The 24,571-nt window shown below is 55.9% G+C and carries 24 protein-coding genes and 1 pseudogene; 16 read left to right on the top strand and 9 right to left on the bottom strand.

The window, feature by feature from the left end:
* Nucleotides 1-173: 173 nt before the first annotated feature.
* The 4 genes and pseudogenes from ACH50O_RS08965 to ACH50O_RS08950 all read right to left on the bottom strand — a co-directional run bounded on the left by ACH50O_RS08965 (nt 174) and on the right by ACH50O_RS08950 (nt 3,277).
* Nucleotides 174-1,409: a hypothetical protein gene (locus ACH50O_RS08965; RefSeq protein ID WP_446811673.1), complete on the bottom strand. Its 1,236-nt coding sequence runs from the start codon at nt 1,407-1,409 to the stop codon at nt 174-176.
* Nucleotides 1,406-1,606: a hypothetical protein gene (locus ACH50O_RS08960; RefSeq protein WP_446812131.1), complete on the bottom strand. Its 201-nt coding sequence runs from the start codon at nt 1,604-1,606 to the stop codon at nt 1,406-1,408. Before ACH50O_RS08960 ends, ACH50O_RS08965 begins: the two co-directional genes overlap by 4 nt.
* Nucleotides 1,607-1,609: 3 nt before the next feature.
* A pseudogene (locus tag ACH50O_RS08955) lies at nt 1,610-1,933 on the bottom strand (ATP-binding cassette domain-containing protein); the annotation flags it as partial.
* A 186-nt stretch (nt 1,934-2,119) separates the two neighbouring features.
* Nucleotides 2,120-3,277 (bottom strand): pyridoxal phosphate-dependent aminotransferase, encoded by a 1,158-nt coding sequence (locus tag ACH50O_RS08950; RefSeq protein WP_446811672.1) that lies wholly within the window; start codon nt 3,275-3,277, stop codon nt 2,120-2,122.
* A 400-nt stretch (nt 3,278-3,677) separates the two neighbouring features.
* Between ACH50O_RS08950 and ACH50O_RS08945 the strand changes: the two genes are divergently transcribed.
* A complete protein-coding gene (locus ACH50O_RS08945) occupies nt 3,678-4,754 on the top strand; it encodes a PA0069 family radical SAM protein (protein ID WP_446811671.1) in 1,077 nt (358 codons plus the stop codon).
* A 7-nt stretch (nt 4,755-4,761) separates the two neighbouring features.
* Here ACH50O_RS08945 and ACH50O_RS08940 read toward each other — a convergent pair whose 3' ends face one another.
* From ACH50O_RS08940 to ACH50O_RS08925, 4 genes are all read right to left on the bottom strand, one after another.
* A complete protein-coding gene (locus ACH50O_RS08940) occupies nt 4,762-5,133 on the bottom strand; it encodes a hypothetical protein (RefSeq protein ID WP_446811670.1) in 372 nt (123 codons plus the stop codon).
* The gene (locus ACH50O_RS08935) at nt 5,130-5,492 is read right to left on the bottom strand and encodes a NifB/NifX family molybdenum-iron cluster-binding protein (RefSeq protein ID WP_446811669.1); all 363 of its coding nucleotides are present in this window, start codon (nt 5,490-5,492) and stop codon (nt 5,130-5,132) included. Before ACH50O_RS08935 ends, ACH50O_RS08940 begins: the two co-directional genes overlap by 4 nt.
* Before the next feature lie 173 nt (nt 5,493-5,665).
* Nucleotides 5,666-7,060 carry a DUF6513 domain-containing protein gene (locus tag ACH50O_RS08930; protein ID WP_446811668.1) on the bottom strand — a complete coding sequence of 465 codons (1,395 nt, stop codon included), beginning with the start codon at nt 7,058-7,060 and terminating at the stop codon, nt 5,666-5,668.
* On the bottom strand, nt 7,057-7,593 hold the full coding sequence (locus ACH50O_RS08925; protein ID WP_446811667.1) for a flavoprotein: 537 nt from the start codon (nt 7,591-7,593) through the stop codon (nt 7,057-7,059). The genes ACH50O_RS08930 and ACH50O_RS08925 overlap by 4 nt, the downstream gene beginning before the upstream one ends.
* A gap of 211 nt (nt 7,594-7,804) precedes the next feature.
* On the opposite strand from ACH50O_RS08925, the gene ACH50O_RS08920 reads away from it, so the two are divergent.
* The 10 genes from ACH50O_RS08920 to ACH50O_RS08875 all read left to right on the top strand — a co-directional run bounded on the left by ACH50O_RS08920 (nt 7,805) and on the right by ACH50O_RS08875 (nt 19,303).
* Nucleotides 7,805-9,406, top strand: a complete 1,602-nt coding sequence (locus ACH50O_RS08920) for an AAA family ATPase (protein WP_446811666.1) — start codon at nt 7,805-7,807, stop codon at nt 9,404-9,406.
* A gap of 903 nt (nt 9,407-10,309) precedes the next feature.
* The gene (locus ACH50O_RS08915) at nt 10,310-11,236 is read left to right on the top strand and encodes a HEAT repeat domain-containing protein (RefSeq protein WP_446811665.1); all 927 of its coding nucleotides are present in this window, start codon (nt 10,310-10,312) and stop codon (nt 11,234-11,236) included.
* Nucleotides 11,237-11,580: 344 nt separating this feature from the next.
* On the top strand, nt 11,581-12,186 hold the full coding sequence (locus ACH50O_RS08910) for a hypothetical protein (protein WP_446811664.1): 606 nt from the start codon (nt 11,581-11,583) through the stop codon (nt 12,184-12,186).
* Nucleotides 12,187-12,267: 81 nt separating this feature from the next.
* On the top strand, nt 12,268-15,021 hold the full coding sequence (locus tag ACH50O_RS08905) for a DUF3570 domain-containing protein (RefSeq protein ID WP_446811663.1): 2,754 nt from the start codon (nt 12,268-12,270) through the stop codon (nt 15,019-15,021).
* A gap of 164 nt (nt 15,022-15,185) precedes the next feature.
* Nucleotides 15,186-15,908 carry an FKBP-type peptidyl-prolyl cis-trans isomerase N-terminal domain-containing protein gene (locus tag ACH50O_RS08900; protein ID WP_446811662.1) on the top strand — a complete coding sequence of 241 codons (723 nt, stop codon included), beginning with the start codon at nt 15,186-15,188 and terminating at the stop codon, nt 15,906-15,908.
* A 76-nt stretch (nt 15,909-15,984) separates the two neighbouring features.
* A complete protein-coding gene (locus ACH50O_RS08895) occupies nt 15,985-16,197 on the top strand; it encodes a DUF4266 domain-containing protein (RefSeq protein ID WP_446811661.1) in 213 nt (70 codons plus the stop codon).
* Between the two features lie 44 nt (nt 16,198-16,241).
* Nucleotides 16,242-16,499, top strand: a complete 258-nt coding sequence (locus ACH50O_RS08890) for a hypothetical protein (protein ID WP_446811660.1) — start codon at nt 16,242-16,244, stop codon at nt 16,497-16,499.
* A 230-nt stretch (nt 16,500-16,729) separates the two neighbouring features.
* Nucleotides 16,730-17,212 carry a hypothetical protein gene (locus tag ACH50O_RS08885; RefSeq protein ID WP_446811659.1) on the top strand — a complete coding sequence of 161 codons (483 nt, stop codon included), beginning with the start codon at nt 16,730-16,732 and terminating at the stop codon, nt 17,210-17,212.
* A 152-nt stretch (nt 17,213-17,364) separates the two neighbouring features.
* A complete protein-coding gene (locus ACH50O_RS08880) occupies nt 17,365-18,177 on the top strand; it encodes a TlpA disulfide reductase family protein (RefSeq protein WP_446811658.1) in 813 nt (270 codons plus the stop codon).
* A gap of 220 nt (nt 18,178-18,397) precedes the next feature.
* The gene (locus ACH50O_RS08875) at nt 18,398-19,303 is read left to right on the top strand and encodes an FAD:protein FMN transferase (protein ID WP_446812130.1); all 906 of its coding nucleotides are present in this window, start codon (nt 18,398-18,400) and stop codon (nt 19,301-19,303) included.
* A gap of 108 nt (nt 19,304-19,411) precedes the next feature.
* Here ACH50O_RS08875 and ACH50O_RS08870 read toward each other — a convergent pair whose 3' ends face one another.
* A complete protein-coding gene (locus ACH50O_RS08870) occupies nt 19,412-20,113 on the bottom strand; it encodes a ComF family protein (RefSeq protein ID WP_446811657.1) in 702 nt (233 codons plus the stop codon).
* 68 nt (nt 20,114-20,181) lie between these two features.
* Here ACH50O_RS08870 and bioB point away from each other — a divergent pair, with 68 nt between their 5' ends.
* The 5 genes from bioB to bioD are packed head-to-tail and all read left to right on the top strand — an operon-like array spanning nt 20,182 to nt 24,566.
* The gene (bioB, locus tag ACH50O_RS08865; protein WP_446811656.1) at nt 20,182-21,171 is read left to right on the top strand and encodes a biotin synthase BioB; all 990 of its coding nucleotides are present in this window, start codon (nt 20,182-20,184) and stop codon (nt 21,169-21,171) included.
* Entirely contained in the window at nt 21,171-22,331 is a 1,161-nt protein-coding gene (gene bioF / locus ACH50O_RS08860; protein WP_446811655.1) for an 8-amino-7-oxononanoate synthase, read from the top strand. The genes bioB and bioF overlap by 1 nt, the downstream gene beginning before the upstream one ends.
* On the top strand, nt 22,328-23,089 hold the full coding sequence (gene bioH, locus ACH50O_RS08855; RefSeq protein WP_446811654.1) for a pimeloyl-ACP methyl ester esterase BioH: 762 nt from the start codon (nt 22,328-22,330) through the stop codon (nt 23,087-23,089). The genes bioF and bioH overlap by 4 nt, the downstream gene beginning before the upstream one ends.
* Nucleotides 23,086-23,874, top strand: a complete 789-nt coding sequence (bioC, locus tag ACH50O_RS08850; RefSeq protein ID WP_446811653.1) for a malonyl-ACP O-methyltransferase BioC — start codon at nt 23,086-23,088, stop codon at nt 23,872-23,874. The genes bioH and bioC overlap by 4 nt, the downstream gene beginning before the upstream one ends.
* A complete protein-coding gene (bioD, locus tag ACH50O_RS08845; protein ID WP_446811652.1) occupies nt 23,871-24,566 on the top strand; it encodes a dethiobiotin synthase in 696 nt (231 codons plus the stop codon). Before bioC ends, bioD begins: the two co-directional genes overlap by 4 nt.
* Nucleotides 24,567-24,571 lie beyond the last annotated feature (5 nt).

Genomic DNA, 24,571 nt, shown 5'->3' with positions numbered 1-24,571 from the left:
TCAATAGTCAATTTGTATGCCATTTTTCAAGTCATTGTTTACGTGGATAAAAAATGAGGCAGCTGTAAATGATGTGTTGATAATGAAACAGTAATTGTTGAATGGTTGTTGGTTTATAAACTTATCGCCAGCATTGTTGCGATAGGCCGGGGAGCTTTAGCTGTAGCGGGTTTTTATAAAGTTATCCATAAGTAATTCATGGCTAAAAACCAAGTCGAGACCATTAGTTTGGGCATGATTCGTGGCATGTTCGACCGATCCAGCGCGTAAAGCCAGGTTAAAGCGGCCACACCAATCGCGCCCAAAGGCAGTACTAATGCCGCGCGACTGCCCAGAATAGAGTGCAGCACCGTGATTGGTGCCAGCGCCAGCAGCGAAAACAGTGTTTCCAATATCAGCAGATCGGCGATCAGTAAGCGTCGTTGGCCGATGCCCAGCGAGGCGTATAAAGCTTGTATGGATTTGCGGCCGTTACGTAGCGTAATTTCCAGGCACGCGGTTTGTAGAATCAGCGGCACCACGCCTATTAGCAGTAAACCGATAGCCACCGGCGCATGTAAGCCAAGCTTTTGCCAGATATTGCCGAACCAGACAATGCCGCCCGGATAAATCAACAATGGCAAACGGACGCTGAGCTCTTGGTGCTGTACCAAGGCGTGTAGATTGATCAGTAGCAAATTGGAGAGCGGATGATAGTGTGGGGACAGCTTGCCGAAACGCCGTTTCGGGCTTGGTTTTCCGGCGGTTATCCGCTTATCCCATTGTTTTTGTAATCCGGTCGCAACGATTGGAGCGCTTAATAGCAAGCCTAGCACCGTAACGCCGGATCCTCGATGACCGTGTATTTCTAGTGCCCATAGCGAGATAGCGAACGTGAAAAATGCGCTTATTAGCTGCGCGCCGCGCAATAGGCGTTGTTGCATTAGTAATAACTGCATTGCCAACGAGGCTGCCAGCAGGCAGTCGAATTCAAAATCCCGAGTGGTTCGATAGCGGCTGAATTCGTAAGCGATAAACGGCAGTAACAGCGGTAAATCGGCGATTAGCAGCAGACACGCATCGGTCTTAGTTTCCAGTGTCGCGATATAGGGTAGTGAGCACAGATAATTCCAGGGCGCGCCACCGCGCAGCGCGTCGGCTTGTACCGAAGTCCAGGCTGCCGCCAGCACCGATACGCCCAACCAAGCCAAAAGCGTATCGTCCCCGGTCAACAGGTAGTCAACCGGTTTGGCCAAGACCTGTATTTGCGCGGCAAACGGCATATCTGCCGGGGATAGGCTAAACAGCAACAAACACCAGATTTGCCAGCGCCGAATCAACAATTTCAAGCTGGCATCGGCGTAAAAGCGTAAACGCCAGCCCAACAACTGAAAAAACAATACCCTGCCGCCGAAGGCTAAGGATTTCACTGCAAGGACAGGGTGCGCTCCCGGCTGATGTCAAATCCCAGCTGCTGTGCCGGCTCGTGGCATGACAGGATAATCAGACGTTGCCGGGCCTGTTCCCTCAAGACCTGTTGCAGTGCCGCCAATGAGCCGGCGTCCAGACCGTTGCTGGGTTCGTCCAATAGCAATATCTCCGTATCGGCGGCGATGCTGCCGAGCAAGAAAATCTTGCGGGCCGTGCCGAGCGAGAGTTGATCGAAGCGAGTGCGTAGGTGCGCGTGCAATTGAAAGCCATCAAGCAATTGATCCAAAACCCGGCGATTTAATTGCCCGCGCACTGACGTTAACAGCCCTAGCCAGTCTTGGCCGGTGAGAAACGGAAACACCGGGCAGTCCGCCGGACAGAAGCTCAAGCGTCGCCGTGCCGTCAACGGGCTGGTTCTGAGGTCGGCGTCGCCGACAAATACCTCGCCGGCGTCGGCGGCCAGCGCGCCAGCTAGTACCGCCAGCAAGGTCGATTTGCCCACGCCATTGGGGCCGGCGATCAAATAAATACCGGGGGCAGTCCAGGCAAACGAAAAGTCTGCAATGACGTGTTTTCCGGGGAAATGTTTCGACAAGGCAACGGCGCGTAACATCGGCAAATTAAGCTGTGAGGGAAGTCGGATTATCGATGGTCTATTTTACGATCCGCTTGGAACATGTTTTTGTCGCACGCCAGTCGCAGGGCCAATCTAAATGCGAAATTTGCCCAAACGTTTGACCGCTTCGTGCAAGGTGGCGTCGTCCTTGGCAAAGCAAAACCGGATCAAGCCTTCACCGGCGCTGCTTCGGTAAAACGAACTGCCCGGCACGCTGGCGACACCGGTTTGCGTCAAGATAGTTAGTGCGGCGGTTCTGGCATCGGCAAAGCCCAGATGGGCGATGCTGGCCAATACGTAATAAGCGCCCTGAGGCACTAGCGGCGTCAGTCCGGCTTGGTGCAGGCCCTCGCAAATAATGTCGCGTTTGCGCTGGTATTCGTTGCGCAGGCTTTGAAAATATTCCGGCGGAGCCTGCAAGCCGGCGGCGGCGCCGTATTGCAAAGGCGACGGCGCGCAGACATATAGCAAGTCGTTGACTAAATTGATGGCCTTGGCTAAAGCCGCGTCCGCCACTGCATAGCCCAGGCGCCAGCCGGTAATGCTGAACGTCTTGGAAAATCCCATGATGCTGACCGTACGCTCTCGCAAACGGCCGACACTGGCCGGCGAGATATGCCGCCGCTCGTCGTAGGTGATGTACTCGTAGATTTCGTCGGAAATGATCAACAAATTGTGATGCTCCGCAACGCGCTCGACGATAGCCAATTCCTCCGCGCTAAACATCTTGCCGCTGGGATTGGAAGGCGTACACAGCACCATCGCCCTGGTATTCGGGCGAATGGCGGCTTTCAGCGCGGCTTCATCCAGGCTAAATTCCGGCGGCGTTAGAGTAAGAAATTGCGGTTCCAAGCCATTTAACAAAATGGTGTTCAGATGATAACCGTAATAGGGTTCCAACAATAAAATGCCGTCGCCCGGATTGAGCAGGGCGGTTAAAGTCGCGGCGAAGGCCCCGGTAGTGCCGCTACTGATCACGATTTCCGTTTCGGGATCAACATCCAGACCGTTGTGGCGCTTCAGTTTTTCCGCGATGGCCAGCCGTAAAGGCGATACGCCCTCGGATGGTGTGTAGGTATTTTGCCCTTCCAGAATAGCCTTGATCGCTCCATCCCTGACCAAGGGCGGCGTCGGTAAGTCGCCTAAGCCCTGACCTAAATTAATGCCGCCAACGCGCTCGCATTCTTTGGTCATTAAGCGGATGTCGGAGGGGCGTAAATCGGCAATGCGTTGGGCTATCGGAAAATTCATGTGATAGTTGATCGATGACAATGCGGTGGTCGGCTGTTTATATAGCCGGTATTGGTTTAATGACGGCAGTTCCGCCTATGTAGACCAGCATACTGAAACGCCAATCTCGCACCAAACGATAAGATCAGATATTCATATCACCTGCGGTAAAAAGAGCAGTAGACAGATTTGCTACGGCAACCTGATTGCCCTGCAAAATTCGTCGGACTGCAAAGCACTTAAACGGTATTATCTGTTTCAGCTTCTTTATCTCCTTCGATATTCTTATGGGAGCCTCTAACAGTTCCCTCTCCCTCCGGGAGAGGGCTAGGGTAAGGGATGTAAATAATTGACTTTATCCCCTTATCCCAACCTTCTCCCGGAGGGAGAAGGAGCTTTTTTGATTCCAAGAGATCCACTTATGTCCAAGCCCCTGATTTACAAAGGACGTGCCAGCATCAGCAATGCCGCCGGCCGCTTTGAAAAGCAGAGCAGGGCAGCCGAGGACGATGGTTGGGGCAGCTCGGACGCAGAACTGCCGCCGTTGGCAACCGAAGTCATCGTCGATAGCAGCAAGTCGGTGATTACCTATAACGATTCGCCGGATATACCGTTCGACAGGTCGATCAATCCTTATCGCGGCTGCGAGCACGCTTGTATTTATTGCTTTGCCAGACCGACCCATGCTTACTTGGGCTATTCCGCCGGGCTGGATTTCGAAAGTCGTATTTTGGTCAAGCCCGACGCCGCCCGGCTGTTGCGCGAGGAACTGGTTAAACGCAGTTATCGCTGCGCGCCGCTGGCTCTGGGAACCAATACCGATCCTTACCAACCGTTGGAACGGCAACAGCGCATCATGCGGCGGATTTTGGAAGTGCTGTTAGAGACACGGCATCCGGTCAGCATCGTGACCAAGTCGGCGTTGGTTGAGCGCGATATTGATATTTTGACGGAGATGGCGGGGCAGGGTTTGGCTTCCGTCTACCTGTCTATTACCACGCTGGATAGGACGCTGGCCCGAACCCTGGAACCGCGCGCCGCCGCGCCGAAACGGCGGTTGGAGGCGGTTGCCCGCTTGCGGGCAGCCGGTATTCCGGTTGGGGTGATGGTGGCACCGCTGATTCCGGTGCTGACCGATTACGAATTGGAAAGCATTGTCGGTGCCGCCCATAAGGCCGGCGCGCAGAGTGTGCAATACATCCTGCTACGCCTGCCCTTGGAAACTGCGGATCTATTTGAAGAATGGCTGCAACAAAATTATCCATTAAAAGCCGAGCATGTCATGAATCGGGTGCGGGATAGCCGGGGCGGTAAAGCCTACGATGCGGCGTTTCATCAACGTCAAACCGGCAGCGGCAGTTATGCCGATTTGATCGCGCAGCGCTTCAGGTTGATTACCAGAAAGCTGGATTTGGCGGGTTCGCTGCCGGCATTGCGTAGCGATTTGTTTCGGCCGCCAAACTTAGGCGGACAGATGAGCTTCGATTTTTTCGATTGAGCGCCGATCAGGCATCGGTTTCCTCTTCCTCTCGCCGTTCCAACAAGCCCTGCTCGCGGATCATCGCCTTAAAGCCTTTCATCACCGGCCGGGAAATTGCGGTTTCCGCCATCAGGCGCTTTTCGTAAATCAGGTTTTTCAAAGCTTCGTCATTGTCGTTAGCGCGGGCCGTCGCTATCAAGGGATGTAGATCGGCTTCCAGAATTTGCCCTGGCAAGTGTTTGACGCAGTCATAGAGCAAGGCCATCACCACTTTTTCGGTTGGCCGCATTTTGCATTTGCCGTCGATGATTTTCAGCATCACCGTCACCGCGCAATCGACATGGATAGGACTTAATGGATGGCTGGTCACCCATTGCCGCACGTGCTCTGGCGTCATCCGATCTCCTCGCCGGCGGCGGTGCGTTTGGCATAGTTCAACAAGGATTCCTCGACCGCCGCGTACGCATATTCCGAAACCGCGCGCACGCCGATAGCGTGCACTTTTGCGGTGGGCCCGTCGCCGATGCGCGCTACAAACACCGCATAACAATCCTTGATCGTTTCCAGGATGCCGGGCATTGCCGACTCGTCGGCATGTTGGCCCAAACAGTAGTTAGCCACTTCCCGGGTTTCCAGCAGTTCGCAGCCGGTTTCGGAGACGCTGTACACGGAAAACTGCTTGGCATGGCCGAAATGTTCGTTGATGGAAATATTGTCCTTGGTGGCGACGGCCAGTTTTAACGGGAACTCAGGCATGCGTTTTCGCTGGTTTAGATTTCATTTAAGAGGCTCTTGCTTAGGTTTGGTTAAACGCAAGCAAGACCAATACCAAATTCGCCTAGGCCTTAATTTCGGGGGTGTGGCAGGATTAATGCGGAGAATGGGGTAAAGATTTGTCGAGTTTACGACAAGCCTCGCCGACAAACGGTTTAGTCTTCGTGCTTTTTTAACGTGTTACCGGCCGGCTTGAAGGTATGTAAATCCACGGCCGGCTCGGTGCCTTGCGCGGCGCAGCCCCAGTTGAGTTGCTGATCCTGGGTGAAGCGCTTGCCCAGTTGCCAGGCGATTTCGGCGCGGGCCAGTTCCACGCCCAAGTAAAAGGCATGGCCGCCGTCGGTTTCGACATGCAGCTTGGGATAAAGATCGAATGGGTCTTGCGCGGTATGCAGGCCGTCCCGGTTAAACACATGGATGCCGTCGCTGCTGACTTGGATGCGATAGCTGGGGTCTTTGATTTCCGCCGCCAGGCTTTCGATTTCTTCGCGGCTGTTCAAAAATGGCGAGCTGTCGTGCACGGTCAGCAAATCCGGTGCAATGTGTTTGGGTAGGGCGTTGTGCTGCTTGGCGGTGTACATGATACGGCGGGCGCTGTCGGCTTCCTTGATCGCGCGGCGCGCGTGCTTGCTCACTTCAGTCGCCAGAATGTGGTTGATATTCAGTTCCGAGCAAATCCCCAGCAGCATGGCATTAATGCCGGAGGTGTCGGCGTGGGTCAGTTCGGTGAGGTTACCGACCCCCATCATCATCTCCACTTCCGGATAGCGGCGGCGGAATTCGTGATTGCGGACGATGGAGTCGGTGAAGCCGAAGTGGATAGGGTCGAGGATGGGATCGACGATGAAGGCGCGGCCTTTGCGTTGCAGAATCTCAATGGCGGCGTCCAATGTACTCAAGTCGCCGTGCGTTTCCGGGATCAGAATCGGTGTGGTCGCCACTTCGTCGGCAATCCACAGGCTTTTGCCGGTTAAGCTCAGCATGTAATCAGCGCCAGCCTGGCCGCCGGCCAGTAGGTCGGCGTCTTCCAGGGAATCGATGCTGACGCTGAAGCCTTCCTGTTTCAAAGTGCGGATGCACTCGGCCAGATGCGGAAACGGCGTGCCGGGCAGGCAGCCGATGTCGATTACATCAGCGCCGTTGGCTTTGTAGTAGTAAGCACGCTCGATCACCGCCTCGACGCTGATGTTCGGGGCGTCGGTGATTTCCGCGAAAATTTTGGTTTGGTATTGGCTAAGATCGTAATGCTGGGCGGCCATGCCGAAGTACTGCGGTAAATCTTTGATTTCTTCCGGGCCGCGTTCGAACGGTACGCCAAAATGTCGGGCCAGGGCATCCAGGTCGCCCCGGCAGCGGCCCGGCAAAATCACGCGGTCGGCGCCTTGCGCATCGGGCATGCGGCGGATAATCATATCGCTGGTAATCAATGCGGCTACCGTCACGCCCATCACATACACTTTGTACTGAAAGTCCGGCTGCATTTTTTCCAATACCTGCCGGACTTGCTTTTCCGCCAGCCGGCCGGTGATAAACAGGATGCGCTCGGTCATAGATTAGCCAGCCTGGCATTGACTGCAACGATCAGTTGCTCGACATCTTCGACTACTTGGGTATAAGGAAAACTGCGGATTTTGTCGGTGGCTTCCAGATCGATGGGGCGCGGATAGACCATGAATTTTTTCTTGCCGGGTGCGGTGGTTTCGATCTCCGGCATGGTGTCGCAAGGGTAGACGATACTGGGCACGCGGCATTTGCCGGCCTGGGAGTACAGATTGGTCACCAATGAATCGGCAATTCCCAGCACGCATTTGGCGATGGTATTGGAGGTGGTCGGGGCCATCACAAAGGTATGGTAATAGCCCTTGTAGAACAAGCCGACCGGCGGCGCCGAAGCGGCCTTGTCGCGGTAGACCGGCATTTTTGCTCTGACATCGTCCAGGCGAATCCCATACATTTTCAACACTTCCTCGCCGGCCTGACTCAAGTACAGATCGACATTGTCCAGCGTCAACATGAATTCGAGACATTCTTCTATATAGTGTCCGGAGCCGGTAATAGCCCAGGCGAGACGCGGCGTGGTCATGGCAGGTGTAGTCGTTTTGTGGACGTCGCATTATACGTGAACACAGGTGCTATCGACTATCCCGCGACCAGAGGTTAGCATGCAGGCCGTTCATCCCGCATTTCTGCTGTCGCGCGATAGATGAATTTGTAAGTTTGGACTTACAATTAATGCCTTGGATGCCGACTAAACTACCTCTTTCCTTGCCGTCATGGACAGTCTAAATTCTTTAATGCCTAACCCCGCCCAAACCGAGAAAAAACCGCAGGTCATTGCGTTTGCCGGAGCCAAGAACGGCGTCGGTAAAACCAGTGTGGTCGCCAATGTCGCGGCGGCCCTGGCCTTGCGCGGCAAGCGGGTTTGCGTCGTTGATGTCGATACCGGCCTGTCCAATATCAACGCTTTGCTCGGCTTGCGGCCGGCATATCGCTTCGATCAGTTGCTAAGCGGCGAAAAATCCCTGGCGGAACTGTTGCTGAAAACCAGCGACGGTGTGGCAGTGTTGCCGGCCGCTTACGGAATCGGCACCGAGTTGCCGTCCGGCGAGCAATTGTCTCGGCTGACGGAAGCGTTGAGCGAACTGGAGGCACAATACGATTATTTTCTGATCGACACGGCCGCGACGCTGACCCCTAGCGTGTTGCGCTATATCGAATTCGCCCGGTCCGCGTTTGTAGTGGTGAGCGGCGACCCTGCGGCGCTCACCGATGCCTTTGCCTTGCTGAAGGCCTTAAATGCCCGGCAGTATGCCGGCAATCTGCGCGTGGTTGTGAATCAGGCGGTCGATTATCCGGCGGCGACCGACACCTATCGGCGCTTTGCCGCCGTGGCGGAAAAATGCTTGAAATTGAAAGTGGAATACGGCGGTTTTGTGATTCGCGACGAGACTTTGCCCAAAGCCGTGGCCTTGCAAATGACGGTGGTGGATTTAGCCGCCAACTCTCCGGCCAGCCGTTGTTTGTTTGCGTTGGCCGATAACATTATCAAGCATATCGGTAGCGATACGGCTGGTGGCGGGCTGTTGGAATATTGGCAAACTTTGTTAAACGCCGAATCCGCGCATCATGCGGCGGCGGCCGATGGCGATAACCAAGCTTTACCGAGGGCGAATTCGCCGATTGCGGCCGATAAGACGGAGCCTGGCATCGGCGAGTTGAGTCGGCGCCTGCTGTCGGCGATGAAAAATCAATTACTGGATCAGCCGGAACTGGAACGTTTTACCGGCGAATTTGTAGAGTCATATTGTGAGCATTTCGGGCGTTTTCCCAGCGCATTTAAACAGCTGTTTTATCGTTGGTTGGAAACCGAAAATTACGCGGAGTCGCGCTTGGTCGAGTTGGCCGCGACCTTGGAAGCCTTGCACGCCATGCGTTATCAACGGCCGATGTTTAGCCTGGAAGAAAATGCGGCGCGTTTGGTGGCGCAATTGCAAGGCCGGCAACAACAGCATCGCGACTTGGTCGAGCAGTTATGCGCGGCCTACCGGCAGGCTTTTCACGAAGAGGTGTTCGATGCCGAGCAGGTCTTGTTGGAGCGCATGCAAGCCGAGGATTTTACGGAACAGCATTTCGAAGAGTTGTTGCAAAAATTGCGAAACGGCTTTCAAGCCCGCTTCCATCGGCCCTATCAAAGCCGGTGTGAGGTTACTCTGGCCTCTACCGTCGAAGCCTTGCAGGCGATGGGGATCGATCAACAAAATCTGCAGGATGAAATCACCATGCTGATGCACGGTTTTCAGCTGCTGGGTTCGCGGCGGGAAAAATTGCTGAACGCGATCAATACGGTGCAAAATGCCGACGTTCCGCCCATGCCTTCCGACGCCCTGGATGGCTGAAATACGGTATTAGCCGCAGGTGCCAATTCGGCTTAGACTCGCCTCTTGCAGGTTTTTAACGGGGCAGGGGCGTTATCTCGGCAATAATCGCAACATATTCAACTTTACCGGCTGAACGGCCCGAAAGCTAAGCCGTCTGTCTTCGACTCCGCCGCTCCGGCAGCCGGCTTGGCTTTGCATGCCTGTGTGGGTAAGTCGGACATGATGCGGCCGGGTTCGCTATCATCCATTTAACCTAACGGTATTTCTGATGCCGCATAACCGCTAAATTCCCGACTTTAAAGCGTTTCGATAAATTGCGCCATATCCCGCATGTAGTGTGCTATTTGCCGGGCTGTTATCGCTTTGATGCGTAGTATCAATAAGTTGGGTGTTAGAGTGAATGTGCTGAAATCCGCGATTTCCCGCATTCGTTGTACTTAAGGACAATTCCCAACCGATTTCCAGGCGCTTGATCCTCGCACTCAGCAAAATCGCTTGTTTTCACCTTTCTTCAATAAATCAATTGCTTACCGCCAATTCGTCACTGTGTTGGCACCCGTTGACTGGCCCCGTCGGCATCCTGCTTCGCTTTTGGTAATAACTTAAGCTTGGCACATGCATTGCTAAACCTCCGGAAACACTGAGTGGACTTTCGTCGATAAAAACCGTCCAGGTCAATACCCAGGCCGGAAAGGCGTTCGGTACCACGGAATCTGTTCAATACCGGCGCTGTTACCCAAACCGGTAACGGCAACCGTCATTTAACATAGGATAGGTTACGCGCTCATGCCCATAAAAAACCGGCAGCTTCAACAGACCCGCGCGCCCATATTCTCGTTTGTGCCCGGCCCGCCGCTGTAATCGAAACCAAGCCATTTCCGGCATCGCTAACCCATCGCCCCGCAAACCCAGGAACTTAATATGCACACACCGTATTGGCCCTCCGCCTTTTGCCGCACCCGCAACCGCCAACAAGCCGTGCGCCGCGTATCCACCGCCCGGATAATGCTGGCGCTGCTGTGGCCGTTGCTGCCGGCCACCGCTTGGGCGGCAACAACAGCCGCAGTGCCAGCCACGGTTGCCGCCGCCCAAGCCACTATCCAATTCAGCCAAAGTAAAACTCCGGGTGCGGAATTACAACTCAACGTCAAACAAGCCCTGTTGGCGGACATCATTAAAGAAGTCGCCGCCAAAACCAAAGTAGATATCCATTATTCCGTGCTGCCGGCACCCCCGGTCACCGCCACCTGCGTCGCCGACAAAGTCCAACAGCTATTGGAATGTCTGGTCGGCAAGCAAATCGGCGTCGTCAGCCAAAAACCGGAAGGCAGCCCGCAAGAACAAGTCTGGCTGCTCGGCTCCAGCATGGGCGGCTGTCCGGCCACGACCGCCAAGGCCCAGGAAGCGCCGGCCCCCATCGCCCCACCCACGCCGGAACAACAAGCCGAAGCCGACCAGGCCCAACAAGAACACACCCAGGCCATGCTCAAGCAGGCCAAATCCAAAAACCCCGACGAGCGCTTCTCCGCCCTTGGCAATCTGGCTGACCCCGGCAATCAAGACCCGGCCATCGACCAAACCCTGCGCGACGCCTTGAAAGACAAGGACGCCAACGTCCGTTCCCAAGCCGTGGCCTCGATGGCGATGCGCGGCAGCGACGACATGCTTGAACAACTAGGCCTGGCCCTGCAAGACGCCGACGCCGGGGTGCGCATGGCCGCCATCGGCGCCACCAACGACAACGGCCTGCTGCAACAAGCCCTGCGCGACAAAGATCCAGCCGTTAGAGGTTTGGCGCAAAGCCGTTTGAACCAATTGGAGCGCACCGCCGCCCGGCAAAACCAATAAGCAGGCGCGATAAATGAAGGGCTAATTGTCAGCAAAGTTGGCTGGGTTTACCCAAGGGCATAAAAGCACAGCGTAACCCAGCATCATCAAAACATACGCTCCCTCTCCCTCTGGGAGAGGGTTGGGGTGAGGGCGTGAGGTTAACCCAACAAAAAAGCCGCACGCCCAACGGGCGGCGGCGCAAGGGAATCAACGCCACGGACGGCATTGGCCCAGGGCCGCAAGGCCCTAGGCAAGCGGCTCCGGAAATGGCAGTTTCCGGGGCCAAACGCCGGCAAGTCGCAAGACTCGGCGCATTTTAGTGTTGTAGTCATTTAACCGGGCTTAACGCCCAAGGAAATTATATGAAATTCAATGCAATAAAACTGGCTTTATCCGCAACCGCTCTGTTGGCCGCTTCGGGCTTTGCCATGCAGGCGCAAGCGCATTGTTTAAATCAATCCATCAGCACCGCCAACCCCAGCGCCTTTCAACAAGACGTATATATGTTGGTTTGTCCGTCGGGCACCGCCAGTTTGCAAGGTAGGGCCAGTTTGATTTCCGGCACCCAATTGGCCTACCAGATCGGCAAGGGTGGATTTACGGCGGCATCTGTGACCGATACCGGCTCTTCAGCCACTGCCACTTGCGGCACATTATCCGATGGCACCGGCAGAGAAGGAATTACGACCGGTACGCCCACCAGCTATATCAGCGTGAATGGTGGGGTGGGCGTTTACACCCTGGTGGCATCTAAAAGCACCACTGCCAGCGCTACTTACGGCATCGAATTTCATTGCATGTCGGGTAACAATGGGACAGGTAGCGAATTGGGCGCCGTTGTCTGGGAACAAGGTGGACCGTTGTCGGTAGCCGGTACTGGCCTGACCGACGGCTTGGATGCGGTTAGCGGCAGCAGTAGCGCCGCTAACGATACCAATACTGATGTCAACTTAGCTATTAACCACTAAGCATCCGCGCTTGGCCGCGCCCGTTTGGGCGCGGTTTTTTCAGTCCCTCTCTGTTTCGCAATCATAACTGGACTTTCATTGATGACAGATTTGAATTCTAAAATTGGCGGCTATTTAGGCAGTGCTCAGCCTTCTTTAGTCGCCCTGACTGCCGCCGCGCTGGCCTTGCCCGGCCTATTGGCCGCGCCGCCTACGCTGGCCGAAGACGACGAGGTGGATTTCAGTTACAGTCATTACCAGGAAGGCTTGCGCGCTTCATCTGGTGTTTACCTGAGCAATGCTAACACCGGCGAATTTAAGCGTTATACGTTACCTAGAAGCGCGCCGATCGAAGCTGACACGATACGCGGCGACGCCCGAGTCAGTCTGTCTGATCGTATCAAATTCGGCTTCAATTACATCGAAGATACCTGGTCGGGTGCAACGCCTTTGGGCAGCGCGCCTGAAGGTTCGAGAGCTTACGACCTAAAAAATCTTCCCTTTCCCGACGCCAACGGCGATTATGGTGTCCTTACTACCGCTTCACCGTTAGCAAAAGATGCGGGTGTGGCATTTGTCGATGTTCAACGCAACATAAATGTCCGAAGCGGTTATGACGCCGCGAACGATAGGAACCTGTATACCACGGCGCATCCAATACACGTGATGGGCTATGCCTCGCCGGAAACCCGCAAGCAGGGCGATTTTAAACTCAGTTACGACTGGGACAACGCTCAGGCTCGTGCCGGCGGCGGAGTCTCCGACGAGCGCGATTTTTATTCGCGCTTCGTCAACCTCGGTGGCCGCCTGGATTTCGACCAAAAGCGCACCAGTTTGGATTTGGCCTTGAGCTACACCGGCAGCGATATTGATGCCATCCGGTCAAACGGTATCTTTCCTTATAGCCTGGACCCTACTACTCTCGAAGGTCATTCGAATACCCGCGTGCGTGGCAATCGTCAGGACTGGAGCGCGCAACTGGGTCTGACTCAGGTGGTCAATCCCAGCGGGGTATTGAACTTGGGCGCGGGCTTTAACCGCAACACCGGCTTTTTGTCCAACCCCTATAAAGTGACATGGTTCGGCGGTATCGACCCTACCGAAGATTTGCAGGACGGTTATCAAGTAGCGCATCTACGCGGTTTTTACGACCACCGCCCGACCGAGCGCAACCAGTGGAGCGGCAACCTGGGCTGGACCCAATACGTGCAACCGTTGGATGCGGCCCTACATTTTAACTACCAGTTTTCCCACGACGATTGGGATGTCAATGCCCACACCTTTGATGCCGATTGGGTGCAACCCTTGGGGGAAGGATGGACGTTGACCCCGCGAGTGCGCTATTACTCGCAATCGGCGGCCAGTTTTTACAATGCCTTTCCATTGGTCGGTTACGACAACGCCAATACTCGCTGGAACGTGCCGGCGCACTTTAGCAGCGACCAGCGTCTGTCCGGTTTCGGCGCGCTCAGCGGCGGCGTGGTACTGGCCAAGCAATTCGCCAAGGGCGTTAGTTTCGAGACCGGTTTCGAGTACTACAGTCACAAGGGCCACTGGGCATTGGGCGGCGGCGGTGAGCAAGCCTTTGCCGACTACGACTACTGGGTGGCCAATGCTGCGCTCAAGGTCAAACTGTCGGCGCTGGGCCGAGCCTTCGACAGCGGCGGGGCAGGCGATGAGCATGGCCGCCATGCCCAACACGCCAACGTCCCGGCTGGCTTGATGTTTGCCCATACCCTAAATAAGGCCGGCGACGTAATGGCCGGCTACCGTTACCAGCACACCCGCCAGGCCGGCGATTATCTGCACGGCTCGCGCAGCGTCAGCCAAGACCAATCCGCGCTCAGCGGTTGCCCGCGTATGCTCACTAGCGACGCGGAGGGGAATAACGTGTTGGGCGGCGCTTGCCCGATGTTGCCGACCGACATGACGCAAAGCATGCACATGCTGGAGCTGATGTACGCGCCGACCGACTGGCTGACCTTGATGTTGATGCCGCAGTTCATGGACATGCAGTCAACGATGACGATGCCGCAAGCCTACTTGCGCGAACAAAATACGGTGGGAATGAGTATGGAACCAATGTTGATGGAAGTCGGCGGCATTGGCGACACCGGATTCTATGCGCTGGTCACGTTGTTCGATACTCCCAACCACCACCTGCATGCCGGTTTCGGCGGCACCGCGCCGACCGGCGATGTAAAGCGGAAAGGGTATAACAACCCCGTCTCGGGGTTTTTCCAATACGATAGAGATTATAGCATGCAACTGGGTAGCGGCACGTGGGACCTGAAACCCAGTTTGACCTATATCGGCAAGGCCGAGGCCTGGAACTGGGGCGCGCAATTGGGCGGCACCTGGCGTACCGAGGCCCGCAACGCCAACGGCTACAAATTGGGCGACCTGTTCGAGACCAGCGTTTGGGGCGGCTACGACTGGACCGACTGGCTGTCGTCCAGCCTGCGCCTAGCCTACACCTGGCAAGGTGCGATCAAGGGCCATTTTCCGCAGGAATTGCAAACAGTTCCCGCCTGCAACCATGACGACTTCGTTTACGACGATGGTACCGGCAACCTGGTGTTTGATCAGGACAGTTACAACGGTTGCTTGCAATCCATCGTCAACGCCAATGTTACTAATCAAAGTTTAAGGCACGTGAGTTCCCAAGACGAACCCCGCAACTACGGCGGCCACTACCTGGACCTGGGGCTAGGTGTGGCGGTGACCATCCCCAACGGCGCTTTCGCCGGCCACCGCCTGGCCTTCGAATGGCAGCAACCCTTGTATACCAACGTCAACGGCTACCAGCCCGACCGCGATCACGCCCTGACCTTTACCTGGAGTTACGGGTTTTGATGGCCGGTTCGCGTAGGTCGGGTTAGGCGCGAGCCGTAACCCGACAACTTAGCCGATAGATGTGGTGTCGGGTTACGCTTCGCTTTTATGCTCTCGGGCAAACCCGAGCTACGCCTACGCCGATTCTGTAAAAGCTGTTAATCGTTTAACGGGAGAAAAGTACGATGACAAAAACTGTTTTAACCCTGGCCGTGCTGGCAACTCTGGCCGGCTGTGCCGCGCCGCGCGATCCGCAAATTCCGGCGGCACTGAGCCGCGATCTGGACGGTGCCGATGCCAAGCAAAAGCTGGCGTACGCGGCGGGCTATCAACATGCCAAAACGCTGCTGGCCGCCAACAATCGGTTCGACAAGGATGCTTTCAGCCAGGGCTGGTACGACGCCTTGCTGGAGCGCCAGCCGCGCTTGGCGGTCGGTGAGGCCGAGCAGGTCGGTATCGGCCAGTCGCTGATGCAATTCAATTTGGACGCGGCCCGCGAGGTGGCGTTGAAGCAAGGCCGGCAATTCCTGGCGCAAAATAAAACCCGGCCCGAGGTGAAAACCCTGGACAGCGGTTTGCAGTATCAAATCGAAGCGGCGGGCGCCGGCAATCGTTCACCCAAGCTCGAAGACAGTGTGCAGATTATGTATCGGCTGACCCGCATCGACGGTAGCGAATTGGCTAAGGACGCCTTGCCCGGCCTGAGCCTGCGTAAATCGGTGGTCGGCAAACTACCCAAAGGCTTGCAGGAAGCCTTGGCCTTGATGGTGGAAGGCGCCAAGTGGCGCTTGTACCTGCCGCCGGATTTGATGCACGGCGCCAATGGCTCGCTATCTCACGGCATTTTGCCGAATGAGACGCTGATTTGCGAGTTGGAGCTGGACAGTATTCAGCCGGGTCAGCCGTAGATCGGGTTAAGGCTCGCACCTAACCCGACAAAGAAAGCCGTCAAGAAGCCATTCAAAAAAATAAAGGAGTTTATCAATGATCAAGCAAGGCATTTTGTTATGCGGCGTATTGGCCGGGTTGGCCGGTTGCGCCGACGTGCAACCCTGGGAGCGAGGCAATCTGGCCAAGCCGCAGATGGCCATCGACGCAGATCCGCTGCAGAGCGCGATCCGCCAGCACAACTACAGCAGCCGCGAGGCGGCCTCGGCCGCCGGCAGCGCCCAGGGCGGCGGTTGCGGCTGTAATTGATGGCCGCCTTGGGCTGTGCTGGAACATTTCACTCAGGGGGCATCATGAGCAAATCCGCCAAGCAAACCATAACCAATGCGCCGCCGTTCGAGCCCGGCTTGTTTCCGTCGGTGCGTTATTTTCAGGTGCATTTTGAATATCTGCACGAGCAGTTGCAGTTTGCGTCCCGGCAGATGGCGGCGTTGGCCGAACAGGTACAAGGCCTGGAAGCGCAATTGGCCCGGCAGCGCGAGACGACTACGCCGTGGCCGGCCGAGGGACGGGCCGACGTCCGCCCGGTTAACCGGCGGCGTTCGAGTTAAAACATACCGGTAAACGGGTTTTGCCGCTGGTGTTGCGGATGTCGGTGGTGGCCTGTGAGGGTGGGGTGTTCGCCGCTTTTAGTAGGTCGGTTTTACCCGAGGGCATAAAAGCGAAAGCGTAACCCGACAACCTTAATTTGGGATTTTGTTTTGAGGACGGCCGCCGGTTGTCCTTATATCCGCCGGCGGCTGGTCCGCCGGGTTTTCAATCTAGAACCAGGAGTGTATCCATGTCCAACGATAATCTGATTTCCGCCAGTATCAGCAACGACGATATTCAAGCCATCAAGGATGCGCTGGCCTTGATACGCGGTAAGTTGCCGTTTTTGGTGTCGCTGAGTCCGCAGGATCGGCGGGAGATGGTGAAGATGGGCGAAAAGTCTATCGGCTTCGATGAAAAATGCACCTTATACATGAGTAACCATACCGAGTTTGTGCCGGGTTTTCTGGACATGGAAGAGGTGGCGCGCGACCGGGCCTTGCGCGCGCAGATTCTGGGGTTTTGGAGTTCCTTGCATGCCTTGACCGAGCAAGTGGACGATACCTTGATGGTGGTGAACCAGGATATCTGGATGGCGAATCTGGCGTATTACCAAAGCGTGCGCGAAGCCGCCAAACGCGGCCGGCCCAATGCTCAAACCCTGTACGAGGATATGCGTACCCGTTTTCCCGGCAATAGCAGCGCCAAAGCGGCTGCACCGGCAGCCACTTAGATTAAAGAGATGGGGGTCAGGAGAAAGCCTTAATGCCATTAAGTTAAGAAAATCCAGAGCTTCTCGCTTCTGCAGTTGTCCGTTAGGGCGTTTATATAAGGCCATGGGATAAACTCGAAACGGGCAATCGCCGGCTCGACGGCGAGATTTATTTGTTCGAAGCGGGAGCTCCGATACTCGACAGGCTAGTTCGTATACTCGACGAGGCCGCTCAAATACTCGACGGGGTAGCTCCGAGCTACCCCGTCGGTGAAATTTACTGCCCGGCCGGGTATTTGAATTGCGGCGCCGAGCGGCGGAGACTGCTCGCCGAACGGAGTTATTACCCGGCCGATATTTTGTACTGCCGGCTCTACGCCTTTTTGACGGCGCCGATGCCGGCATTTTTATTAACCTTGGGCGGCGTAAAGCCGGAGACGGAAAAAATTATGATGCAAATTCAATGGAAAGCCAGCCGGTATTGGCTGGCGACCGCCGCGGCGGCTTGCGGTTTAGCGCTATTACCGGTGGCGGCGCGGGCGGGAAGCGTCAATCAAGCGGCCCCGGTCTGCGCCTTGCAAGGTATGCAGGGCGGCCAGCCGTATCAATTGCAACAGTTCAAGAACAAAGTGGTGTATGTGGATTTTTGGGCCTCGTGGTGTGGCCCCTGCATGCAGTCGTTTCCGTTCATGAACGAGCTGAGCCGCTTGCATAAAGCCCAGGGCTTGCAGGTGGTGGCGGTTAATCTGGATGAAGAAACCCAGGAGGCCGAGGCGTTTTTGGGTAAAGCGCGGCCCGATTTTACGGTAGTCGCCGATCCGCAGCGGCAATGCGCCAAGGATTTTGCCGTGGAAGCCATGCCCTCGTCCTATCTGATCGACCGCCAGGGCCGGCTGCGTTACATCCATAAAGGCTTTCGGCCGGGCGAGGTTGACGAGTTGCGCGGCGTACTCAAACAGTTATTGGACGAACCGGCAAGCCTGTAACGATAATTGCAGGGTTACGTAACGCAGTTATGCCCTTGGGTAAATCCGACTACGGCTAGTCCGCATCCGCAAGAAGAGAGGTTTATTAGAGCTTCTCTTTATCGAGGAAGCGGAATTTGTTTAAATCCTCGGCAAATATTATTTCAACGCCAGCCCCGTGAAACCCAAAAAAACCAGCAAGAGCCAGCCGCTTAAATACTATCGCCGCGAATTTAAGGCGATGGGGACACCCTGCGAAATTCAGTTGTTCGCTGTCAGTTCGGCCGCGGCCAATGCCGCGGCAGCCGCGGCGGTGGCGGATGTGCAGCGCCTGGAGGCGCGTTATTCCCGTTACCGGGCGGACAGCCTGTTGTCGGAGATTAATCGGGTGGCGGCGGTAGGCGGTTCGATACAGGTCGACGACGAAACCGCCAGCCTATTGGATTATGCGGTGACCTGTTACGATCAAAGCGAGGGCTTGTTCGACGTGACCTCCGGGATTTTGCGCCGGGCCTGGAAGTTCGATTCCGGCCGCTTGCCGGAACCGTCGGCGTTGGCGGCTCTGTTGGAAAAAGTCGGTTGGCGCAAGGTGTCCTGGCGGCGGCCGGTGTTGTCGTTTACGGTTGCCGGCATGGAGATCGATTTTGGCGGCGTGGTCAAGGAATACGCCGCCGATTGCGCGGCAACGATCTGCCGTAGCCATGGCGTCAAGCGCGGGGTGGTGAATTTGGGCGGCGATATTCGGGTGATCGGTCCGCGCGGCGACGGCAGTCCCTGGCGAGTGGGAATCCGCGATCCGCGTCAGCGCGACGGTTTGCTGCAGACGCTGACTGTTTACGAGGGCGCGGTCGCCAGCAGCGGCGATTATGAACGCTGCATGGTGATCGATAACGTCCGTTACGGCCATATTCTGAATCCGAAAACCGGCTGGCCGGTGCGGCATTTGGCGGCGGTGACCGTGGTTGGCGATTTTTGCGTGGTTGCCGGCAGCGCTTCGACGATTGCAATGCTGAAGGAGGCGGACGGCGTCGACTGGTTGAGCCAGCTGAGTTTGCCCCATATCTGGGTGGATGTGCACGGCGCTAGCGGCGGGTCGCTGTTTTCGGATGCGGAAAATCTTGGCGACCGAGTCGAGCCGCATCGATAACGATTGGATGTGTCGGGTATTGGTCGGGCCTGGGTTGGCCGTATCCCCCGAGTCGTTGAATTTTTTCCGCGGGGCGTGAGCACGCAAGCGCGGCTCGAAACCGGCGGTTTAAGCCCGGGCGCAAACCCAGACATCCACCCGGCCGACACCGGCGCGTTTTAACGCCGATGCCATTGCGGAGGCGGTGGCGCCGGTGGTCATCACGTCGTCGATGATCGCGATGTGGCGGTATTTTACAGGCTTTACCAATTCGAAGGCTTGGCGCATGTTTTTCCGCCGCTGTTTGGCGGGTAAGCCGGTTTGATGAGCGGTATCGCGTTGGCGGATGCAACTGCTTAAATCCAGCGGAATGCGGAGTTGCCGGGCTATATGCCGGGCAATTTCTATCGACTGATTGAAGCCTCGGTCCCGATAACGCTTGGGATGTAAGGGGACGGGCATCAGGCCATCCGGCAACTCCGCGTTGTCGGCGATGTGTTCGGCCAGCAAGGTAGCCAGTAAACGCGCATTTTTATAATCGTGGGCAAATTTTAACTGTCCGACTAAATAGCGCATCTCGCTTTGGTATAAAAACGGTGCATGGGTCTCGTCGAAAGCCGGCGATTTTTTTAGGCATCGGCCGCATAATTGTGGGACTTCGATGGCGATTTCGAAATGTTCGCCGCAGCGGTAGCAGCTTGACAGGTTACGCGGCAGATCGGTCAAACAACCCGCGCATAAGTCCATGTCGCCATATCCGGCGCTGCCGCATAACACGCAACGTGGCGGCAGCAATTTCTTCTGTATAATGTTCAGCCAGTTGTTTACCATAATTTTAAATATAGGTTGATAAGTCGGTGCTTGGCGCCGCTTTGTCCTTACTCTCGGAGATTATCAGAATGTCTGCAAGCCAGAAACCCTTGGAATCGGCGGCTACCATCCGCCACGACTGGCAATTACACGATGTCGAAGCATTGCTGGCGCTACCGTTTAACGATCTGATTTTTCAGGCGCAAAGCGTGCACCGGGTATTTTTCGATCCTAACGAGATACAGGTTAGCAGTCTGTTGAGTATCAAGACCGGTTCCTGCTCCGAGGATTGCGGGTATTGCCCGCAAAGCGCGCGCTACGATTCCGATCTGAATCCGGAGGCCTTGATGCCTGTCGATGCCGTGTTAAAAGCCGCGCAACAGGCCAAAGAGCAGGGTGCATCCCGGTTTTGCATGGGTGCGGCCTGGCGCAGCCCGAAGGACAGAGACATCGAAAGAGTCGTGGAAATGGTGCAGGGCGTGAAGGCGCTGGGTATGGAAACCTGTGTGACATTGGGCATGCTTAGCGATAAACAGACCCAAGCCTTGAAAGACGGCGGCCTGGATTATTACAACCACAATCTGGATACCTCGGAAGAGTATTATTCCGAAATCATCACTACCCGGACTTATCAAGACCGCTTGGATACGCTGGAGCGGGTGCGCGATGCCGGTATTAACGTTTGTTGCGGCGGTATTGTTGGGATGGGCGAGTCGGAAACCGACCGGGCCAAATTGCTGTTGCAACTGGCGAATATGCCCAAGCATCCGGAAAGCGTACCGATTAATATGCTGGTGCAGGTGGAAGGCACGCCCTTGCACGGCATTGATGCGTTGGACCCTATCGTGTTCGTGCGTACCATCGCCGTCGCCAGAATTTTGATGCCGCAGTCGCGGGTGCGTTTGTCGGCCGGGCGTAAGGCAATGAGCGACGAGATGCAGGCCTTGTGTTTCCTGGCGGGTGCTAATTCCATTTTCTATGGCGATAAACTGCTGACTACCGATAATCCGATGACCAACCACGACCAGCAGTTGTTCGAGCGTTTGGGTGTGAGGATGGGCGGCTCCAGTTACGCCTAATGGCCAACGCTTTTTACGACTTTGCCGGTCAACTGCGGCAACTGGAACAGGATGGCCTGTATCGCCGGCGACGCGTCGTCGACGGTCCGCAAGGCGTATCTGTGAATACTGATGGCCGGGAACTGATCAATTTTTGTAGTAACGATTATCTGGGGTTGGCCAATCATCCCCAAGTTATTGCAGCGTTTAAAGCCGGGGTCGATCGCTACGGCGCCGGCAGCGGTTCCGCGCATCTGATCTGCGGTCATAGTAGTGCGCATCATGCCTTGGAAGAAGAATTGGCGGCTTTTACCGGACGGGAGCGGGCCTTGCTGTTTTCCACGGGCTATATGGCTAACCTCGGTGTGATTTCGGCATTGTTGGGCCGCAGCGATACTGTGCTGGAAGACCGCTTGAATCATGCTTCGCTGCTGGATGGAGGCTTGTTGTCGCGGGCGCGCTTTCAACGCTATCGCCACGCGGATATCGAAGATTTGCGGGCTAAACTGTCCAGTGCCGTAGGCAAGGCTTTAGTGGTCAGCGACGGCGTATTTAGCATGGATGGCGATTTGGCGCCGTTGCCGGCAATGGCCGATTTGGCAGAACAGCACCACGCCGGCTTACTGATCGACGATGCTCACGGTTTTGGCGTGTTGGGAAAAAACGGTGGCGGTATAGTCGAGCATTTTGCTTTGACTCAGGATGAGGTGCCAATTCTGATTGGCACTTTAGGCAAGGCGTTTGGCACGTTCGGCGCGTTCGTGGCTGGTTCCGAGGATTTGATCGAGATGTTGATTCAAAAAGCCAGGAGTTATGTGTTTACGACCGCGCTGCCGGCGGCGGCGGCCGAAGCAACCCGGACCAGTTTGCGCTTGTTGCAAGCCGAAACCTGGCGCCGCGAACAGTTGCAAAATCTAATCCGCCGGTTCCGGCAAGGCGCGCGGCAGCAAGGCTTGCAACTGATGGACTCTTTCACCGCGATTCAACCCATCTTGATAGGCGACAGCGGCCAAGCTATGGCTGCGAGCCGGTGTCTGCGGGAACAAGGATTCTGGGTCAGCGCGATTCGGCCGCCGACCGTGCCGGCCGGCAGCGCCCGTTTGCGGATCACTTTCGCCGCCGATCATACCGAACAACAGGTCGACGCCTTGCTGGATGCGCTGGGGAGAGTTTTGTCATGACCGGTATTCATCGGGAAATATATGGCCACGGCCGGCCGTTGGTGATGCTGCACGGATGGGCGATGCATAGCGGGATCTGGCGCCAGTTTGCCAGGCAGCTGGCGCAACAGCGTCAGATAATATGCCTGGATTTGCCCGGTCACGGTCGTAGCGCCGAATTGGAATCGTTCGATCTGCCTACAATTGCTAATGCGTTGCTGGATGCCATTCCGGTCAATCGGTTCAGTGTGTTGGGGTGGTCGCTAGGTGCCACGGTGGCACTGGAGATGGCGGCGCGTTTTCCCGACAGAGTGCAATCCTTGTCGTTGTTGGCCGGTAATCCGAAATTCGTCAAAAGCTTTGGTTGGCCGGGGGTACGGTCGGAGGTGTTGGACGGTTTCGCCGGTCAACTCGGCGAAGATGCCCGGCTGACCTTGCAACGTTTTTTGAGCTTGCAAGTCCAGGGTTTGGCTGAGAGCCGGCAGCTGTTGCAACAGTTGCGCTTTGCGGTGCATGAGTGCGACGCCCCGGCTATCAATGCGTTGCAGGGCGGATTGCGTATTTTGAAATACAGCGATTTGCGCAAAGCCTTGGCGGGTTTGCGTTGTCCGATTACAGTAGTGCAGGGCGATAAAGATACTTTGATACCGTTGCAAACCGCGCAATCGATAAAGAAGCTAAATCCGCGCGTTGATTTACATGTCCTGGCAAATGCCGGGCACGTGCCGTTTTTATCGCATTCACACCAATTGTGCGAGATCATCGCGGCGGCTGTATGAGCCTTGCGGTATTGGATAAAGCTGGCGTTCGGCGCTCGTTTGCGGCGGCGGCCGGTAGTTACGATTCGGCGGCGATGTTGCAGCGCCGGGTAGCGACAAGCTTATTGCAAAAGTTTCCGTTGCAGCCGGCTCCCGGCAGGGTGCTGGATTTGGGTTGCGGCACCGGTTTTCTGACGCGGCAATTAATGGCGGATCGGCTTGCCCAGCCTATGCTGGCCTTGGATATTGCCGCGCCCATGTTGCAGGTGGCGCGCATCAATAATCAAAAGTTACCAACCGCTTATATCTGTGCCGATGCCGAAAACATGCCGTTTATCGGCGATAGCGTTCGGCAAATCTACTCAAATCTAGCCTTGCAGTGGTGTCAGAATTTGTCGGCGGTTTTTGCCGATGCCCGGCGAGTATTGGCGCCGGGTGGTCAGTTGGTGTTTTCGACTTTCGGGCCGGCGACTCTTGCGGAACTGAAAGCGGCCTGGGCGGCGGTTGACGACTTCGCGCACGTCAATGATTTTTATAGTCTCGAACAAATCAGTGAGTTTTTACAAGTCAGCGGTTTGGCGGCTGTTGATTTGGAATCCAAGATCTATCGATTGCAATATCCTTCGGTATTGGCTTTGATGCGGGAATTAAAAGACCTGGGCGCGCATAACGTCAGTCAGGCCAGAAAACGGCGGCCGACGACGCGTCGGCAGTTGCAGCGGATGATCGGCCATTATGAAAGCGGCGCGGGCGGTGAGCGGATTACCGCGAGTTACGAAATTCTTTTCGTACGGGCGCGGGTATGAAAGCCGGATTTTTTGTGACCGGTACCGATACCGATATAGGCAAAACCTGGACGACGATTGCCTTGATGCGCGGGTTTCAGCGGCAGGGCTTGACGGTGGCGGGGATGAAGCCGGTTGCAGCCGGTTGCGTGTGGCGCGACGGTGTCTTGCAAAATAGCGATGCGCTCATGCTGCAAGCCTATGCGTCTCAGCTTTTACCGTACGACCGGATCAATCCTTATGCATTCGAGCTTGCGGTTTCTCCGCATTTGGCTTGCGGCGACGTAGAAGTCAGGCTGGAGGTTATCGGCGACGCCTTTGACCGGTTGCGGCAACAAGCCGATATCGTGTTGGTGGAAGGTGCCGGCGGCTGGTATTCGCCGTTGAGCCGGACGCTGGATAATGCGGCACTCGCCCATGCCTTGGGTTTGCCGGTGATTTTGGTGGTCGGTATCATGCTGGGTTGCATCAATCACGCGCGCCTGACTGTTCAGGCTTTACGGCAGAGCGGTTTGCCGTTTGCCGGTTGGGTTGCCGTGCAAATTGTCGAAGTTATGCCCGGGTTCGAGAGCAATCTGGATTTTTTGCGGGAAGTGATCGATGCGCCGTTGATAGGAGTTTTGCCGCATTCGGCCAATGCCGATTTTGAAAGTCTGGCAACGCATTTAAGTCTGCCAAACTGGCGGAAATTTGATTTACATCAAAATATTTGACCGGC

It is taken from the genome of Methylomonas sp. 2BW1-5-20, assembly GCF_052474515.1.
This window is presented reverse-complemented; position numbering and strand designations above follow the sequence as displayed.

Bases quoted from the DNA above. Each gene is read 5' to 3' on its own strand.
- ACH50O_RS08950 (WP_446811672.1), bottom strand. From the start codon at position 3,277: ATGAATTTTCCGATAGCCCAACGCATTGCCGATTTACGCCCCTCCGAC.
- ACH50O_RS08945 (WP_446811671.1), top strand. From the start codon at position 3,678: ATGTCCAAGCCCCTGATTTACAAAGGACGTGCCAGCATCAGCAATGCC.
- ACH50O_RS08940 (WP_446811670.1), bottom strand. From the start codon at position 5,133: ATGACGCCAGAGCACGTGCGGCAATGGGTGACCAGCCATCCATTAAGT.
- ACH50O_RS08935 (WP_446811669.1), bottom strand. From the start codon at position 5,492: ATGCCTGAGTTCCCGTTAAAACTGGCCGTCGCCACCAAGGACAATATT.
- ACH50O_RS08930 (WP_446811668.1), bottom strand. From the start codon at position 7,060: ATGACCGAGCGCATCCTGTTTATCACCGGCCGGCTGGCGGAAAAGCAA.
- ACH50O_RS08925 (WP_446811667.1), bottom strand. From the start codon at position 7,593: ATGACCACGCCGCGTCTCGCCTGGGCTATTACCGGCTCCGGACACTAT.
- ACH50O_RS08920 (WP_446811666.1), top strand. From the start codon at position 7,805: ATGCCTAACCCCGCCCAAACCGAGAAAAAACCGCAGGTCATTGCGTTT.
- ACH50O_RS08915 (WP_446811665.1), top strand. From the start codon at position 10,310: ATGCACACACCGTATTGGCCCTCCGCCTTTTGCCGCACCCGCAACCGC.
- ACH50O_RS08910 (WP_446811664.1), top strand. From the start codon at position 11,581: ATGAAATTCAATGCAATAAAACTGGCTTTATCCGCAACCGCTCTGTTG.
- ACH50O_RS08905 (WP_446811663.1), top strand. From the start codon at position 12,268: ATGACAGATTTGAATTCTAAAATTGGCGGCTATTTAGGCAGTGCTCAG.
- ACH50O_RS08900 (WP_446811662.1), top strand. From the start codon at position 15,186: ATGACAAAAACTGTTTTAACCCTGGCCGTGCTGGCAACTCTGGCCGGC.
- ACH50O_RS08895 (WP_446811661.1), top strand. From the start codon at position 15,985: ATGATCAAGCAAGGCATTTTGTTATGCGGCGTATTGGCCGGGTTGGCC.
- ACH50O_RS08890 (WP_446811660.1), top strand. From the start codon at position 16,242: ATGAGCAAATCCGCCAAGCAAACCATAACCAATGCGCCGCCGTTCGAG.
- ACH50O_RS08885 (WP_446811659.1), top strand. From the start codon at position 16,730: ATGTCCAACGATAATCTGATTTCCGCCAGTATCAGCAACGACGATATT.
- ACH50O_RS08875 (WP_446812130.1), top strand. From the start codon at position 18,398: ATGGGGACACCCTGCGAAATTCAGTTGTTCGCTGTCAGTTCGGCCGCG.
- ACH50O_RS08870 (WP_446811657.1), bottom strand. From the start codon at position 20,113: ATGGTAAACAACTGGCTGAACATTATACAGAAGAAATTGCTGCCGCCA.
- bioB (WP_446811656.1), top strand. From the start codon at position 20,182: ATGTCTGCAAGCCAGAAACCCTTGGAATCGGCGGCTACCATCCGCCAC.
- bioF (WP_446811655.1), top strand. From the start codon at position 21,171: ATGGCCAACGCTTTTTACGACTTTGCCGGTCAACTGCGGCAACTGGAA.
- bioH (WP_446811654.1), top strand. From the start codon at position 22,328: ATGACCGGTATTCATCGGGAAATATATGGCCACGGCCGGCCGTTGGTG.
- bioC (WP_446811653.1), top strand. From the start codon at position 23,086: ATGAGCCTTGCGGTATTGGATAAAGCTGGCGTTCGGCGCTCGTTTGCG.
- bioD (WP_446811652.1), top strand. From the start codon at position 23,871: ATGAAAGCCGGATTTTTTGTGACCGGTACCGATACCGATATAGGCAAA.